Raw genomic sequence first — 15,018 nt, 5'->3', positions numbered from 1 at the left:
TGGCGATGCAGGTTTCTTGAGAACCTTGCTCAGCCAGCCTAGACCGCGTCCAGGCACCTATCCAGTTACCGCATGGCAACCGTCGTTTTTCAGGAATCGGGGCGGTCGACCCTTCCGGATCGCCGCCCCGTTTCAGGCACTTAGAGACGCCTTAGGCTTTCTTCACGAGGAAGTAGAACTTGCCGCCCTCTTCCTTGTGTTCCATCAGCTCGTTGCCGGTCTGCTTGGCGAAGGCCTGGAAGTCCTTCACGGCACCCGGATCGGTGGCGATGATGTGCAGAACCTGACCGGCGTCCATGGCCGCCAGGGCCTTCTTGGCGCGCAGGATCGGCAGCGGGCAGTTCAGGCCGGAAGCGTCGAGTTCTTGGTCAAAGTTGGCCATGGTGTGTCTCCTTTAGTGCGTTACCAAAATCAGTTGGGTGCTGAGGTACCAATCGGGGTGGTTTGGGGACCACGACGATCGAACCCTTGCCAGCCGAATCCACCCTTATAGGGGAAACGGGATCGGAATACAACCGAATTCTAATCCGGGGTGACGACCGACTTGCCGGACTGCGCCCACCCCACGATACCGCCACGCAGGCTGTTGGCGGTTTCCAGGCCCTGCTGTGCGAGGAACGCACAGGCCTGCGCGGAACGGGCCCCACTCTGGCAATACAGGACCAGCGGCGTGTCGCTTCCCAGAAACTCGTCCTTGCGCAGGGGGAGGACCGTAAGTGGCACCAGCTCTGCGCCGGGAATCACGCCACGGGCCGTTTCGCCCGGGGAGCGCACATCGACAAGCCGGAAGTCCTTGCCTTCCGCTCGCCACTGCTCGAGTTCGTCGGCCGTGATCTCCGAGAATCCGTACATGTGTGCCACTCCAAGTGTGCTGAACCGCGCCTGCCTCGCTCACGGATCCCGCCAACAGGCACCGGTCGCGAAGGATGGGCGCGGAGAATAGCGAAACGGGCCACAAATGCAAACTTGCCGGACGCGTGACAGGTGGTTTGTTCTCTCGCGGATGGAAGTCGTGCTATCGTTCCGAGTTGAAGCAAATACTGATGGACGCGCCCGGCTCTCGGGCGGGCGCGTGCAGACGGTCAACCCCCAGATTCATTCGCGGAGGACTTTGCGGTGGACAAGAGCGAATTCCAGGTCGACGGCCACTACGCCGTAACCCTGAAGGAAGAAAACGGCAAGCTGCGCCCGGCCAACATCTACGTGCACAGCATGGAAGACGACTACATGATCGTGCGCCGCACCTCCGGCGGCGATGTCGGCCTGCTGTTCAAGCTGAAGTACGACGACGTGGTCAAGATCGTGCGCACCCACAAGGTGCTGGATCGCAAGAAGTTCATGGTCCCGGAAGCCATGCTCAAGCCGAAGCTCTGGGAAACCCGTGACAGCATGCGTACGTATTCTTCGGCTCCGGGCCTCGGCAAATAACCGAACCCACGTTGCCCATAACCTTCGGAGGCCGGCCCCAACGGCCGGCCTCCGTCGCATGAAGACTTCGCTTTTCGCACTGTTTTCAACCCTGCTCCTGGTATTCACGCTGGGAGCTCCGACAGTTTCGGCCTCCGGAACCGCACTACCCGATCTGGGCGATGCGTCCGGCGGCATACTGACCCCGGCCGAGGAGCGCGAACTCGGCCGCTCCCTGCTGCGCGAGATTCGCCGGTCCCTGCCGCTGGTGACGGACCCGGAAGTATCCTTCTATGTCGACTCGCTGGGCCGGCAGCTGCTCGCGAATGCACCCGACGCGGATGGCCCGTTCTATTTCCTGACGATCGACAACGGCCAGGTCAACGCCTTTGCCATGCCCGGCGGCATCATCGGGGTGCATTCCGGGCTGATGCTCGAGGTCCGCGACGAGGCCGAACTGGCCGCCGTCATGGCCCACGAAATCGCGCACGTGACCCAGCGCCACCTGGCCCGCATGTTCGCGCGCGGGCGCGAGGTGAACTTCACCACCGGCCTTGCGATCCTCGCCGGCGTACTGGCATCGATGGCCGACCCGACCCTGGGATCCGCCATCATCACCGGTGGCGTCGCGGGCGGCATTCAGCAGCAGATCAACTATACGCGCGCCAACGAGGCCGAGGCCGACCGCGCGGGCATGCGCATCCTCGCCAGCGCGGACTTCGACCCCAATGCCATGGCGGACTTCTTCGAGCGCCTGCAGGAACTCTCGCGCGGCGTCGGTGACGCGGTCCCCGAGTACCTGCGCACCCACCCGGTCACGCTCGATCGCATTACCGACGCCCGCAACCGCGCAGCCGGGATGCCGGCGGTGGATACACGCAACCGCGGGCCCGAGTTCCAATGGATGCAGTCCCGAGCCCGCGCCCTGAAGGATCCGCGCCGCGCGATCGAGATTCACCGCGGGGCGTCCGACCCGGCACCGCATCAGATCTACGGCGCCATGGTCGCGCACCTGGAGCGCGGGGAACTGGAACGCGCCGCCGAACGGCTGGAGGAGATCCCCGTCGAGGAGGCCCCCGGCATGACCCTGGACCTTGCCCGTGCCTCACTGGAACGCGAACGCGGGGACCACGAAGCGGCATTGGACATCCTTAACGACCTGGATGCGGTCTACCCCGGACACCCGGTGATCCGCGAGCTGCTCGCCCGCGTGCACCGAGACCTGGGCAACCCGGACCGTGCCATCCGCATCGTCAACGAAATGATTCGCCACGAACACGCGCCCAACCCCGAGCTGCTGCGACTGAAGGCAGACATCGCCGACGCGGCCAGCTATATTGCGATCAGCCGCGAGGCCATGGCCGAGTACTTCTTCCACCGGGCGCAGTACGAAGAGTCCGTGCGTCAGTTCGAGGCCGCCATCGACGCACGCGATGCCAGCGAGCGCGATATCCAGCGGATCGAGGACAAGCGCGACACGGCCAAGCAGACGGCGCGGGAGGTCCGCGAACAACGCCGCTAGCCCGAATGTTTCATGCAGTCGCGCGTTGCCGGCCGTACAGGGATTTCTCGAAGAGTCGTCCGCCCCCGGCTGCTGCAAGGTCGAACACGAAAGCTACCTGTTCGGATGCGGACAAGCGCCAACGAAGAGCACGACACTTATGAGGTGCTCGGGCCACGGAAGCTCCCTGCCTCCCGCGACACGGAGGAACACGCTCGGGAGTACTGGCACACGCAGACGCCCTCCGGGGCCAGTGGGCCATCATTCGTGAAGTCGCACCGAGCCGGGCAAAGCGGCAACTTGATCAGGCCATTGCCGAGCAGCACCAAGTTTCGGATTCGGGGAATGTTCCCCATCGACGCAGCGTCTGTGTTGCTGCTTCGAGCCCCATAACCAGAATAAACCACAGAAGAGAGGTAGGACCCTCATGCATATCTCACGGCGAGAATTCATGCAGCTGCTGGCGGCCGCCAGCGTGGCCGGCTTCCCCCTGGCGGGCTGCGCCCCGGCCGCCAATGGCAAGTACGGCACCTCGGGAGACCCGTACGAGATGCTGGATCGCTTCGGCAACGTGCACCTGCTGCACTACACCGACAGCCATGCCCAGCTGAAGCCGATCTACTTCCGCGAACCGAACGTAAATATCGGCGTGGCCGACATGCGCAACCGTCCGCCCCACATCGTCGGCGAGCACTTCCTCAAGCACTACGACATCCCGCGCGACAGCATCTTTGCGCATGCCTACACCAACCTGAACTTCATGGAGGCCGCCGAACAGTACGGCCGTGTCGGGGGCTTCGCCCAACTGAAGACACTGGTCGACAAGCTGCGTGACTCGCGCCCGGGCGCCCTGCTGCTGGATGGCGGTGACACCTGGGGCGGCGGGTCCGGCACCGCGCTGTGGACCAACGCCCAGGACATGGTCGATGCACAGAAACTGCTTGGCATCGACATCATGACGGGCCACTGGGAGTTCACCTACGGCGACGAGCGCGTGCAGGAAGTCATCGACAACGACTTCGCCGATGCGGGCATCGACTTTGTCGCGCAGAACGTCACCGACGTGGACTGGGGCGATCGCGTGTTCAAGCCCTACGTGATCCGCGAAATGAACGGCGTCAACGTCGCCGTGATCGGGCAGGCCTTCCCCTACACCCCGATCGCCAATCCGCGCTGGATGATCGAGCAATGGTCCTTCGGCATCCGCCCGGACGACATGCAGCAGCAGGTCAATGCCGCGCGCGAGGAAGGCGCCGAGATCGTCGTCGCGCTGTCGCACAACGGCATGGACGTGGATATCAAGATGGCCGGCATGGTCGAGGGCCTGGACGCCATCATGGGCGGCCACACCCATGATGCCGTACCCCAGCCGCTGCCGGTGGAACGCCCCGATGGCGGCACCTGCCTGGTCACCAATGCCGGTTCCAACGCCAAGTTCGTCGGCGTGCTCGACTTCGACTTCCGCGACGGCAAGATCCAGGACTGGGAATACCGCCTCGTGCCGGTGTTCGCCAACCTGCTGGACGAAGATCCGGAGATGGCGTCCTTCATCGACAACATGCGCAACCAGGACGTCACCTGGAACGGCGAAACCTTCAACATGGAGGAGAAGCTTTCCGAGGAACTGGCGGTCGCCGAGGACCTGCTGTTCCGTCGCGGCAACTTCAACGGCACCTTCGATCAGCTGATCTGCGATGCGCTGATGGAGGTCCATGATGCCCAGATCGCGTTCTCGCCGGGCTTCCGCTGGGGCACGACGGTCCTCCCCGGCATGCCGATCACCTTCGAGCACGTGATGGACCAGACCGGCCTGACCTACCCGGAGACCACCCGCAACGCGATGACTGGCGCACAGATCAAGGACATCCTTGAAGACGTCGCCGACAACCTGTTTAACGCCGACCCGTTCTACCAGCAGGGCGGCGACATGGTGCGCGTGGGCGGCCTCCGGTATGCGATCAACCCGGAAGGCGAGATCGGCAACCGCATCTCCGAGATGGAACTCGACGGTCGCAAGATCGACCCGGACAAGGAATACGTGGTAGCGGGCTGGGCCAGCGTCCAGCGCGAACCGGCCGGGGGCACGGGCACGATGATCTGGGACAGCGTCGCCGAGTACCTGCGTGACCAGACCGATGGTGTGCGCATCACCGACCTGAACGAACCGAAGGTCAAGAACATCGGCGATGACAACCTCGGCTACGTGCCCACAACCGAGGTCATGTACCGCGGCTGACGACCGTCCGCCACGCATTTCCGGTGCACCGGAACCCAAAGCCCCGCTTTACGCGGGGCTTTTCTTGTCGGGCACCAGTCAAACGATTGGCAAGGTGGTCGAACAGCCCAGGCTACTGATTCACCCAGCGCCCCTGGTCGTCGCGACAGGCCGTGCCGGTTACGGTCTCCGGCTGCCCGTTCATTGTGGCCTCGACCTCGTATTCCCGGCAGTCACGACCGTCCGACCGGTACGTGCGAGTGGGCGTGGCCCGATACTCGTAACCCGTGTTGGGGTTCTGCCAGGTCGAAGCACGCTGATCGGGGTTGTGTTCCAGCGTGTGCGACACCTGCTGCCTGTCCACCTGATCCATCGTGCGACCCACGGACCCGCCAATCGCCGCTCCGGCGAGGGTCCCGGCGATAATGGCGGCGGTGCGTCCCCGGCCGCCTCCGATCTGCGAACCGATCACCCCACCGGCCGCGCCACCAATCACCGCCCCGGTCTGCTCCTTGGTGGGCGGGGTCTGGCACCCGGCGAGCAGAAAGACCACGCTCGCCACCGCCGCTAACACCACTGCCTTCTTCATCTCTGCCTCCGTTGCGCGGCCACGTGACCGCGCTGCTCAACTACAGTGATCAGGCTAGCGAGCGAGACCTGAACACTGCGTGAAGAAAGCAGACAGAAGGAACCCCGCCGGCCGAATGTGACCTCCAGGCCGCAAAACTTCCAATCCGTTCAAAACACGTGCGAGAAACCTCGTACTGACCTCTCAGAATTGGTTGGCCCCCCTGTTCCCTCGGGGCCCTCCTTCCTAGACTGTCCACCGGGTAACAGACACCCCCAGTGAAGCGAGGAATGTGACTATGATCAAGAAGATATTTGCCACGGCAATTGTTGCCAGTCTTTTCGTATCCGGCCCGGTAATGGCGCAGTCGGCTGGTGCGGGCGGCTCTGCTGGTGCCGGCGCGGGCGCCAGCGCCAGTGCCCCGCAGGGGAACCCCAGTTCGCCGGCAGCCGGCGGCTCGGCCTCCGGCGGCATCTCCGCGGCGGCCCGATCAGAACCGGGCGCCGTCTCCCGTACCGCGACCCGTTCCGGCCGTCTCGTGGGCCTGATTGCCTCCACCGGCACGACCCCGGGCACCGGTACCACCCCGGCGACGGGCACTCGGTAGCGAAAGCCCATGCGAACCAATTCGCACTTCCTTCGTGAAGGCCGCCTCCGGGCGGCTTTCGCATGTCTGGGGCTTGGGGTTTTCGTGAGCGTGGTCACGGGCTGTGGCAGCGGGGGTCCCACGCCGCTTGGGGCATCACTACAGGGCATGGTCTCGGGCGGCCCGGACGTAAGCTCCCATGCGGAAGAGATCCCGTATGCCTCGCTGGCGGTGGAGACCCAGGATCACCAGGGACTGGTGATCCTGGGGGCCACCTCCAATGAGCACACCTACTGGCCGAGCGCCGAGGGCCTCTCGCTGCAACTGCGTGACGGCGGCTTGTTTGCCACATCCGGCCTTGAACAGGACTTGCTGGGGACACACCACCCCGGTGCGGACTCGCCCCCCTGGCGCCAGACAACCCCCGACACCTATCGCGTCGAGCGCCATGTGCGCGGACCCACCGGCACGGTCGTACGGCATGTCGGCGAAGGCACGCTGGAATGCGGGACTCGCACGTCGCGGGACTTGCCGCTGGCGACCCTGGAACTCGAGCGCTGCCGCGAACGCATCGACTGGGAAGGCGCCGGAACGACTCGCGCCGATTTCTGGCGTGACCCCGAAACACTCGACCTGTGGGCCTACGACGGCCAGGCCTGGCCGGACGGTCCCTCGATCGCCTGGCAGGTGGCCCGACCCTGGTGGTAGCCATCTCAGGAGGTCTAATGCGCAACCATTCTCACTCCCTTTGGCTGGCCGCGGGTCTGCTGGCCCTTGCCCCATACGTTGGCTCGGCCGAACAAGAGCCCGCCGAGGAATCCCTTGCCGATAGCTGGGTGACCTGGCAGGACGAACTGTCAGAGCCCATCGACTGGGCCTACGGCTTCGCATTGCGGAGCCGCGATGTGCGCCCCATCGAGCACGAACGCAGGCGGATTCTGGCCGAGATCGAACTGATCGGACAAACGATGGATGTCGGCGGCCGGCCCGAAGTGGCTCAGGCGCTGGATACCTGGAGCCAGACGGTCGATGCCATGGACGCATCACCGCAGGTTCGCAGTGCGGAACGCCTCGACCTGCCCTGGCTGCTCGCCAATCTGCGTCATGCACCAGCGCAGACAGACATCGAGCACATGGGGTACTGCACCCCACCCGACTGGGTGGAGTTGTGGTCGCTGGACGGTGTCGACCGTCATGAATGGACTCCCGGCATGACCTTGCAGGATGTGCTGGACAAGCCCTCGCGCGCCGCATTGCGCGGCACCGACACCGCCGCCGTGGTTACACCACTGGGGGAGGTCCACGTATTCGGGGTCGCGCCCTGGAACCGCGAGGACACCACGATCGCTCCCGGGACCCGCGTGATGGCGCATCTACATGTTCGCGACCTGGGCAGCTCGGTGGAGGGCGATCTCCTCAACCAGCGCCTGCCCCGCTTTCTCGCAACCCGACTGCCGGGTGACAACTGCACAATTCGGGAACTGCCATGAATGCTACACCTCTGCGCATGCGCCGCCGCACCCTGGTGGCCGCGGTGCTCCTCGGCCTGGGCCTGCCCACCGCGCAGGCCGAGGAGTTCGGGCTGGGCCAGGGCCAGCGGGATACCGGCGGCATTGGTCTGATGCAAACCCCAACGGCCCGCACCGGAGATGCGGGCCACTTTGCCGCGGGCTGGAACCGCACGTTTCCCTATCGCCGCTGGAGCGTCTTCGTCCAGCCGCTTGACTGGATGGAGCTCGGATTTCGCTACGTACAAATCGAGAACCGCCCCTTCCTTGCAGCCGGTGACGATGACCGGCACAACATCGACAAGGGTGCCGACCTGAAACTCCGCCTGGTCGAGGAAAGTCGCTTCATCCCGGAGGTCGCACTCGGCTTTCAGGACCTCGGCGGCACTACCCTGTTTGGTGGTGAGTACCTCGTTGCGAACAAGCGCTGGAACAATTTCGACTTTTCTCTGGGGATTGGCTGGGGATACCTGGGCAATCACGGCGATATCGAATCACCGCTTGGCTGGATTGACGACAGTTTTGACGAACGACCCCGCTCGGCCGGTGGCGGCCAGGGCGGCGAGATCGCGACGCATCAGATGTTCCGTGGCCCGGCGGCTTTGTTCGGCGGGGTCGAATACCAGACGCCCTGGGACCGGCTGCTGCTGCAGGTCGAATACGAGGGCAACACCTATCAGAACGAGCCGCAGGACAACTTCCAGGAGCAGGATTCGCGCTTCAATTTCGGCGCACGGCTGCGCCTGACCAACAATGTCGAACTGCATACCGGCTGGCAGCGTGGCAATACCGCGATGGTCGGGCTGCATTTCACGACGAATCTCGCGCGGCTCTCACAGCCCAAGGCCGACGATCCGGCCCCGGTCGACCCCGCCCATGTGGAACGCCGCGACTGGGACGCGGTGGCCGCCGACCTCAATACCAATGCCGGGATCTACGTGACCGAGATTCGCCAGGTCGGCGACACCATCGAGGTGACGGGCGAACCCAACCGCTTCCGCAACCTGAAGCAGTCCGAGGGGCGGGCCAACCGCCTGCTCGAGGCCCAGGCCGATGCCGGCATCCACACCTTCCAGTACCGCTGGCAGACACTGGGGCTCGAGCTGCGCGAGAGCCTGCACGACCGCGAGGCCTTCGGCCGCGCCTTGGCCTCGGCCGATCACGAGACCGACTACCGCCACAGCGTGCGGGTGCGCGACATCGAACCCAGCGCGAACGAGGATCGAGGCGAGGTCCTCTACGAGGCCGAACCCCGGCGCTTCGAATGGGGAGCGGGTCCGTCCCTGGAACAGAACTTTGGCGGCCCCGACGGCTATCTGTACCGGCTCTCCGCCTATCTCGATGCCAGCTATCACCTCGCCCAGGGCACCTGGATCTCGTCCATGCTCACGACGACCCTGGCAGACAACCTCGAGAACTACGAATACATCGCGGATTCGGATTTGCCGCGCGTGCGCACGCACATCGGCGACTACCTAGCCGAGACCAACGTCGGTATTTCCAACCTCCAGGCCACCCATACCAAGCGTCTGGGCAAGAACTGGTACGCAATGGGCTATGGCGGCCTTCTGGAGACGATGTACGCCGGCGTGGGTGGCGAACTGCTGTATCGTCCGTTCAACAGTCGCTGGGCCATCGGCGTGGATGCCAACTGGGTGCGCCAGCGCGAGTTCAACCAGCAGTTCGGCCTGCGCGACTATGAACAGGTGACCGGGCACGTCACCACCTATGTCGACACCGGGATACAGGACATCCATGCCAGGGTGAGCGTGGGCCGCTATCTGGCCGGTGACTTCGGGACCACCCTCGACTTCTCGCGCGAGTTTGCCAACGGCGTGCGGGTCGGGGCCTGGTCGACCTTCACCGATGCGGGCGAGGACTTCGGCGAAGGCAGCTTCGACAAGGGCCTGTACCTGTCGGTCCCCTACGACTCCTTCTTCTCCACCTCCAGCCGCAACCGGGCCAACATCGCCTGGCAGCCGCTGACCCGCGACGGTGGTGCGCGCCTTAACCGGCGTCATCAGCTGTTCGACATCACCGAAGAACGTCAGGTCGGCCGCTACTGGGACGAGCCCGACGCCACCTGGCGTTAATCCCCCGGTGTCCGGGGCATCGCGTCCCGGACACCCCTTCCCTCCGATTGACGAGACGCCGAGTCAGGCGCGTGTGCGTTCGCACTCGCGCCCCCCGGCTTCCTCCTCCCCCTTGCCACCTCCGACGCAGTCGGGACAATCCCGGCACACCTGCGCATACGCGCCGGTCGCGAATCCATGACAGGACAGCCCGGCACCAGCCGCCCCTCCCAGGGAACACCAGGACTGCCGATGGCGACATACTCGTTACGCTCTCTCGCCTCGGCGCTCCACCACCCTCCGCAGGCAGACGCGTGCGTGTTGATCGTCCGACGGCCTCAGTCAGACCCGCCTGTTCGGTCTCCTGCCTGGCGAGGCGCTGATTGAATCGCACGGCCGCGCTCCAGTCGCCTTTGCGTACGAACAGGCCGCGGTGACGACTGTACCGTCATTCTGCCCAAGGGAGCCGCAACGCCGTGTCCGGGGGCACGCGCCTCCCTGCCCCGAACCCGACAGGCAACAGATACCACCACGCTCGCTGCACTAGCCCGCCGCGCCTGCGGCCATCGCGACCACGAACACTCATGGCTCGCGATCCGCGCCGCATCCCCGATGGGTGGTGTTCGACGAACCAAAAAAAGCCCCGGCAATCGCCGGGGCCACGAGGGGAATCAATCGGGGCCGCCGCTTCGCGGCCCCGCGATCCGCTACTTGTAGGAGTAGTGGTAATAGCCGTAGCCGTAGCTGGTCGAGGCCTTGTACTCGATCGAGTTCAGGATACAGCCACGCACCTCGACCCCCGCCGCGTCGAGACGACGCCGTGCCGACTCGATCTCGCGCAGCGGGTTCAGCTGGAAGCGCACCACCATCAAGGTGGTCGAGCACTGGCGCGCCACCACGGCCGCATCGGTCACCGCCAGGATTGGCGGCGTGTCGATCAGCACCAGGTCGTAGTCCCGGCTGAGCTGTTCCAGCAGACGGCTGAAACGATCGCTCATCAGCAATTCCGACGGGTTCGGCGGAGCACTGCCACGGGCGATGTAATCCAGCCCCTGGATCTCTGTGCGGCGCAACACTCCCTCCAGGGGTTCCTGGCCCGCGAGGAACTCCGAGAGCCCCCCGTCGCTGCGCTCCCCGAAGGCATGGTGGACATGTCCCTTGCGCAGGTCGGCGTCGATGATCAGCACGCGCTGCCCCGCCTGCGCACAGACGGTCGCCAGGTTAACCGAGACAAAGCTCTTGCCCACATTCGGGCTCGGACCGGTAATCACCAGGCGGTTGTTTTCGGCCTCGAGCATCGCGAAGTGCAGGCTGCTGCGCAGGCCACGCAGTGCCTCGATGGAATCGTCGGCCGGATCGATCGAGGCCAGCACGCCCCCCGGGACATCGTAGCCGCGGGGCTGGTTGCGCCGTTTCACGCGGCGCAGCAGGTTCTCCTGCGCCCTGGAACGCGGCACGCTCGCATACACCGGCAGGTCGATCCCCTCGATCTCCTCCTGCGATTCCACCCCGCGGTTGAACATCCCGCGCACCAGCACCAGCGCGATCGCCAGGCCACCGCCAAATACCGTGGACAGCATCACGATCAGGTTGCGCTGCGGTTCGACCGCGGAAAGGCCCGCCTGAGCGTCATCCAGGATGCGGACATTGCCCACCGTGCTGGCACGGGCGATATCCATCTCCTGCATGCGATTGAGCAGCTGGACATAGATGTCCTGGTTGACCTCGACGTCCCGATTGAGACGCAGGATCTGCTGCTGGGTCTCCGGCAGCGCGCTGACCTCCTGGTTCAGCCGGTCGCGCTCCTCCTGCAGCTTCTGGCGCTTGTCGATCAGGGCCGCATAGGTCGGATGGCTGGGTGTGTACCGCCGGGAGATCTCGGCCTCCTCGAACTCCAGCTCGTTGAGCTGACGCTCCAGGTTGACCAGACGGTCGAGCACGGCACGCGTCTCCTGCGAGAGATCCACGCTGTCGCGCTCCGTACGGTACTCGTTCAGCGCATCCTCGGCCGTTTGCAGTTGCTCCTGCACATCCGGCACCTTCTCCTCGAGGAACTCGAGACTCTTCTCGGCCTCGGCGGCCTTGCGCTGAACGTTCTGCGTCAAGTAGATCTGGCTGATGGTGTTCAGCACACGCTGGGCCTGCTGCGGATCGGGATCGGTCAGCGTCAGGCTGAACACGCCACTCTCGCGCCCCTGCTGGCCCGCTTCGAACTGCGTACGCAGGGTATTGATTGCGGCCAGACGCGAGCGTCGCTGGATATCGAAGCGCGCACCGGCGCCGGCGTCCATTTCGGCCAGGCGCAGGCGCACATCTCCATCGAAGAACTCCACGTCCTCGCCAACACGCCCCTCGCCCAGTTCATTGTCGCCGTTGAACAGGCGGTAGCGATCATCGTCCAGCACTTCCAGCGTGAAGGTCCGCCCCTCGTAGGCGCGAGCCACCTGGAACTCGCCCACGTTGAGCGACTCGCCCGCCCAGACACTGGACCGGGCAAACGCGGGGCGCTCCATGCCCCGGCGAACAAGGTAGTCGCCCACCACCGGCATGCGGTGCGGGCGTACCACCAGATCCAGCGCCTCCTGGTCGACCGTGCGCCCGAGCACCATGCGTGAACGCAGGATCTGCAGCTCGGCCTCGACCCGGGGCTCCTGCCCCAGCATCTCGCGCATGTTCGACAAGGGGCTGCTAAAGCGTCCCATGTCCTCCACCTGCACCAGCGCATCCGCCTGGTAGATCGGGGTGGACAACGTCGAATAAGCCGCACCCGCGGCAGCAAACAGCGCAGTGATAAAAATGATCAGCCACTTGTGATCCAGCAACTGGCCGAGCAGTCGGCCGATATCCAGTTCGCCTTCCGGCACCCCGGGGGAATGGTTCTTTGTCATCGGGATATACCTGTGTCGGAGATCATCGGTTCAGCCGCGAAGCCCAGGCATCGGCGGCCTCCACGAGCAAGGCATGAGCCTGGGCGAAAACCTCGGGGCTCTTGCCGTAGGGATCGGGAATGTCGCGGCCCCGGCCGCCTTCCAGCCAGTGGCCAAAGCGCATCGTCTTGCCGAGCACCTCGGGGTGCTGTCCACCCACCGCCTGGCGCTGGCCCTCGCTCATCACCAGCACCAGATCGGCGTGATGCAACCAGTCCGGCTCAACCTGCCGGGCCGTGTGGGCGGACAGATCCAGCCCCTCGGCCTCGGCCAGGCGCCGTGCCTCCGGGTGAGCACCTTCCCCGACCACGGCCCCAAGGCCCGCGGATTCCACCGTGCGATCGGGCAAGCGCTCACGCAGTAGCGCCTCGCCTACGGGACTGCGGCAGATGTTGCCGGTACAAACCACGAGAATCCGGTTAAACATAACTAGAGGTCATCCGACAGGCGGCGCACATCGCGCGTGGTACGGGAGGATTGATAAACGGCACTGACCGTGGGCAGAAGCTGGCTGATCACGCGGTTCCAGCGACCCAGCGACGTCGTCGTGACATAGACGATGTCCAGTGGCTCCAGCTCGAATTCGGCCCCCAGCATCAGTGCAGTGGAATTACGCGCATCCAGCTGGTAGACGGTCGCGAGCTTGTCGCTGTCCGGTGGTGCACGGCGGATCACAAAGATGCCGCTGGCGTCCGCACGGGTTTCGTTAAAGCCCCCGGCCTGACTGAGCGCATCCATCAGCGTCAGCTGACCACGGCCCAGCGCCAGCCGCTGTGGCTCGCCCACTTCGCCCATCACATAGACCTGCTGGCCGGCGGTATCCGGGACATGCAGAACGTCGCCATCGCGCAGGAGCCGGTTTTGCGACATGTCGCCGTAGCGCAGCATGTCGTACAGCGAGATAACGATTTCCTCGCCCTCCCGGGTCAGGATCACCTCGTGCCAGTTGGCATCGTCCGCAAGCCCGCCCGCATGATGGATCGCATCGAGCACGGTCAGCGGCACATTGGTGACCGGCTGTACACCCGGCTCGCGCACCGAGCCCGTCACCTGCACCTTCTGCGAGTTGAAGGCGGCCACGCGCACCTCGACCTGGGGTTCATTCACAAAGGTCGCGAGATCGCGGGCGATCCGGTCGCGTACCTGCGACACCGTGTACCCCTCGACTTCCACGCGACCGATGTAGGGATAAAAGATCGTCCCGTCCGGATGCACGGTATTCCCCGATTCCACCGCCGAACGCTCGCTCCCGGCCGGGATCGTCAACTCGGGGTGTTCGTACACGATCACCGCCAGCACGTCACCACGCCCGATGCGGTAGTCGTACTCGTCGACGTCCTGCGCCATTTCGTCGCTCACGCGCCGAAGGTCCGGCGGTACGGACCGCGTCTCCTGGGCCCGAATCAGGCCAAAAGTAATGGGCTCGATGTCGACCAGTTCATCGATCGGGGCGCTGTCGGTGCGCTCGGCGATATGCCCACCGGGCGCAAAGGCACACCCAGCCAGAACCGCCAGCATGGCCAGCAACAGGACCCAGCGTATGGGGCGAATCACGTTCATGGATCTTCCTCTTTATGCGCATGTCCGCAACGCCCCCTGGCGCCAACGGTCGCGTCATGCCTTGCGATACATCGTGGCGAGCCCCGCCGGCTCCGCCTCAAGCGGGCTGACCTTGTCACGAATGGCCAGCATCTTCGTCGAACTGGCGCAAAATATCGGCACGCGACCCCTTGCGAACAACGCCCCGATCCGAAACTTACGGGGCTGATCACAGCTTCGGAGGATCGACCTCACGTTTCCCGGAACCGGCGTTGCGGGGCCATCCAAGCCGATGCTTGAATCCATCGCGTTCACCCTATGAACGAGCGCCCGGATCTCCATCACACCGCCTTCGGGCGGCCGATGCCCGGGCACAACGGCCCCATTCAGTCCGACGAGGAAACGGCGACATGAAAGTCCTGATCACCGGCGCGGCAGGTTTTATCGGTTCGCATCTGGCCCTGCGCCTGCTGGAGCGTGGCGACACCGTGATCGGTGTCGACAACCTGAACGACTACTACGACCCGAGCCTGAAACGAGCCCGGCTGGATCGCATCCGTGCCCTGCCAGCCGCCCGCCAGCGCTTTGTATTCGAGCAGAAGGACATCGCCGACCGCGCCGCGATGGACCGGGTGTTTCGCGAGCACCGCCCGGAGCGGGTGGTGAACCTGGCGGCCCAGGCCGGGGTGCGCTAT

Annotated in this window: 14 protein-coding genes; 8 read left to right on the top strand and 6 right to left on the bottom strand. The window is 64.8% G+C overall.

Features of this window, described 5'->3' with window-relative positions:
* Window positions 1-151 precede the first annotated feature (151 nt).
* Window positions 152-382 carry a sulfurtransferase TusA family protein gene (locus G372_RS0107445; protein ID WP_017941140.1) on the bottom strand — a complete coding sequence of 77 codons (231 nt, stop codon included), beginning with the start codon at window positions 380-382 and terminating at the stop codon, window positions 152-154.
* Between the two features lie 140 nt (window positions 383-522).
* Window positions 523-852, bottom strand: a complete 330-nt coding sequence (locus tag G372_RS0107440) for a rhodanese-like domain-containing protein (protein WP_018864909.1) — start codon at window positions 850-852, stop codon at window positions 523-525.
* Window positions 853-1,116: 264 nt separating this feature from the next.
* On the opposite strand from G372_RS0107440, the gene G372_RS0107435 reads away from it, so the two are divergent.
* The 3 genes from G372_RS0107435 (at window position 1,117) to soxB (ending at window position 5,144) form a co-directional block, all read left to right on the top strand.
* Window positions 1,117-1,428, top strand: a complete 312-nt coding sequence (locus tag G372_RS0107435) for a hypothetical protein (protein ID WP_018864908.1) — start codon at window positions 1,117-1,119, stop codon at window positions 1,426-1,428.
* Window positions 1,429-1,486: 58 nt separating this feature from the next.
* Window positions 1,487-2,929 (top strand): M48 family metalloprotease, encoded by a 1,443-nt coding sequence (locus tag G372_RS0107430; protein WP_019623633.1) that lies wholly within the window; start codon window positions 1,487-1,489, stop codon window positions 2,927-2,929.
* 406 nt (window positions 2,930-3,335) lie between these two features.
* Complete coding sequence (gene soxB / locus G372_RS0107420) at window positions 3,336-5,144, top strand: thiosulfohydrolase SoxB (RefSeq protein ID WP_026340319.1); 1,809 nt, start codon at window positions 3,336-3,338, stop codon at window positions 5,142-5,144.
* Window positions 5,145-5,256: 112 nt separating this feature from the next.
* Here soxB and G372_RS0107415 read toward each other — a convergent pair whose 3' ends face one another.
* On the bottom strand, window positions 5,257-5,712 hold the full coding sequence (locus G372_RS0107415) for an RT0821/Lpp0805 family surface protein (RefSeq protein WP_018864904.1): 456 nt from the start codon (window positions 5,710-5,712) through the stop codon (window positions 5,257-5,259).
* Between the two features lie 277 nt (window positions 5,713-5,989).
* Here G372_RS0107415 and G372_RS13950 point away from each other — a divergent pair, with 277 nt between their 5' ends.
* The 4 genes from G372_RS13950 to G372_RS0107400 all read left to right on the top strand — a co-directional run bounded on the left by G372_RS13950 (window position 5,990) and on the right by G372_RS0107400 (window position 9,878).
* Window positions 5,990-6,298 carry a hypothetical protein gene (locus tag G372_RS13950; RefSeq protein ID WP_081618894.1) on the top strand — a complete coding sequence of 103 codons (309 nt, stop codon included), beginning with the start codon at window positions 5,990-5,992 and terminating at the stop codon, window positions 6,296-6,298.
* Between the two features lie 147 nt (window positions 6,299-6,445).
* Window positions 6,446-6,985, top strand: coding sequence for a YjbF family lipoprotein (locus tag G372_RS0107410; protein WP_019623635.1), 540 nt, complete (start codon window positions 6,446-6,448; stop codon window positions 6,983-6,985).
* A gap of 17 nt (window positions 6,986-7,002) precedes the next feature.
* Window positions 7,003-7,767 carry a capsule biosynthesis GfcC family protein gene (locus G372_RS0107405; protein ID WP_019623636.1) on the top strand — a complete coding sequence of 255 codons (765 nt, stop codon included), beginning with the start codon at window positions 7,003-7,005 and terminating at the stop codon, window positions 7,765-7,767.
* A 17-nt stretch (window positions 7,768-7,784) separates the two neighbouring features.
* The gene (locus G372_RS0107400) at window positions 7,785-9,878 is read left to right on the top strand and encodes a YjbH domain-containing protein (protein WP_019623637.1); all 2,094 of its coding nucleotides are present in this window, start codon (window positions 7,785-7,787) and stop codon (window positions 9,876-9,878) included.
* 686 nt (window positions 9,879-10,564) lie between these two features.
* Here the strand turns inward: G372_RS0107400 and G372_RS0107395 are convergent.
* From G372_RS0107395 to G372_RS0107385, 3 genes are read right to left on the bottom strand one after another with little or no spacing between them, the layout of a single operon-like run.
* On the bottom strand, window positions 10,565-12,745 hold the full coding sequence (locus G372_RS0107395; protein WP_019623638.1) for a polysaccharide biosynthesis tyrosine autokinase: 2,181 nt from the start codon (window positions 12,743-12,745) through the stop codon (window positions 10,565-10,567).
* A 22-nt stretch (window positions 12,746-12,767) separates the two neighbouring features.
* Window positions 12,768-13,211, bottom strand: coding sequence for a low molecular weight protein-tyrosine-phosphatase (locus G372_RS0107390; protein ID WP_019623639.1), 444 nt, complete (start codon window positions 13,209-13,211; stop codon window positions 12,768-12,770).
* Window positions 13,212-13,213: 2 nt separating this feature from the next.
* Window positions 13,214-14,344 (bottom strand): polysaccharide export protein, encoded by a 1,131-nt coding sequence (locus tag G372_RS0107385; RefSeq protein WP_019623640.1) that lies wholly within the window; start codon window positions 14,342-14,344, stop codon window positions 13,214-13,216.
* Between the two features lie 389 nt (window positions 14,345-14,733).
* On the opposite strand from G372_RS0107385, the gene G372_RS13550 reads away from it, so the two are divergent.
* Window positions 14,734-15,018: GDP-mannose 4,6-dehydratase (locus G372_RS13550; protein WP_038095738.1), on the top strand; the 285-nt coding region annotated here is incomplete at its 3' end.

This window comes from Thioalkalivibrio thiocyanoxidans ARh2 (assembly GCF_000385215.1).
GTDB lineage: Bacteria > Pseudomonadota > Gammaproteobacteria > Ectothiorhodospirales > Ectothiorhodospiraceae > Thioalkalivibrio > Thioalkalivibrio thiocyanoxidans.
This window is presented reverse-complemented; position numbering and strand designations above follow the sequence as displayed.

Bases quoted from the DNA above. Each gene is read 5' to 3' on its own strand.
- G372_RS0107385 (WP_019623640.1), bottom strand. From the start codon at position 14,344: ATGAACGTGATTCGCCCCATACGCTGGGTCCTGTTGCTGGCCATGCTG.
- G372_RS0107410 (WP_019623635.1), top strand. From the start codon at position 6,446: ATGGTCTCGGGCGGCCCGGACGTAAGCTCCCATGCGGAAGAGATCCCG.
- G372_RS0107430 (WP_019623633.1), top strand. From the start codon at position 1,487: ATGAAGACTTCGCTTTTCGCACTGTTTTCAACCCTGCTCCTGGTATTC.
- G372_RS0107440 (WP_018864909.1), bottom strand. From the start codon at position 852: ATGTACGGATTCTCGGAGATCACGGCCGACGAACTCGAGCAGTGGCGA.
- soxB (WP_026340319.1), top strand. From the start codon at position 3,336: ATGCATATCTCACGGCGAGAATTCATGCAGCTGCTGGCGGCCGCCAGC.
- G372_RS0107405 (WP_019623636.1), top strand. From the start codon at position 7,003: ATGCGCAACCATTCTCACTCCCTTTGGCTGGCCGCGGGTCTGCTGGCC.
- G372_RS0107390 (WP_019623639.1), bottom strand. From the start codon at position 13,211: ATGTTTAACCGGATTCTCGTGGTTTGTACCGGCAACATCTGCCGCAGT.
- G372_RS0107445 (WP_017941140.1), bottom strand. From the start codon at position 382: ATGGCCAACTTTGACCAAGAACTCGACGCTTCCGGCCTGAACTGCCCG.
- G372_RS0107395 (WP_019623638.1), bottom strand. From the start codon at position 12,745: ATGACAAAGAACCATTCCCCCGGGGTGCCGGAAGGCGAACTGGATATC.
- G372_RS0107400 (WP_019623637.1), top strand. From the start codon at position 7,785: ATGCGCCGCCGCACCCTGGTGGCCGCGGTGCTCCTCGGCCTGGGCCTG.
- G372_RS0107415 (WP_018864904.1), bottom strand. From the start codon at position 5,712: ATGAAGAAGGCAGTGGTGTTAGCGGCGGTGGCGAGCGTGGTCTTTCTG.
- G372_RS13950 (WP_081618894.1), top strand. From the start codon at position 5,990: ATGATCAAGAAGATATTTGCCACGGCAATTGTTGCCAGTCTTTTCGTA.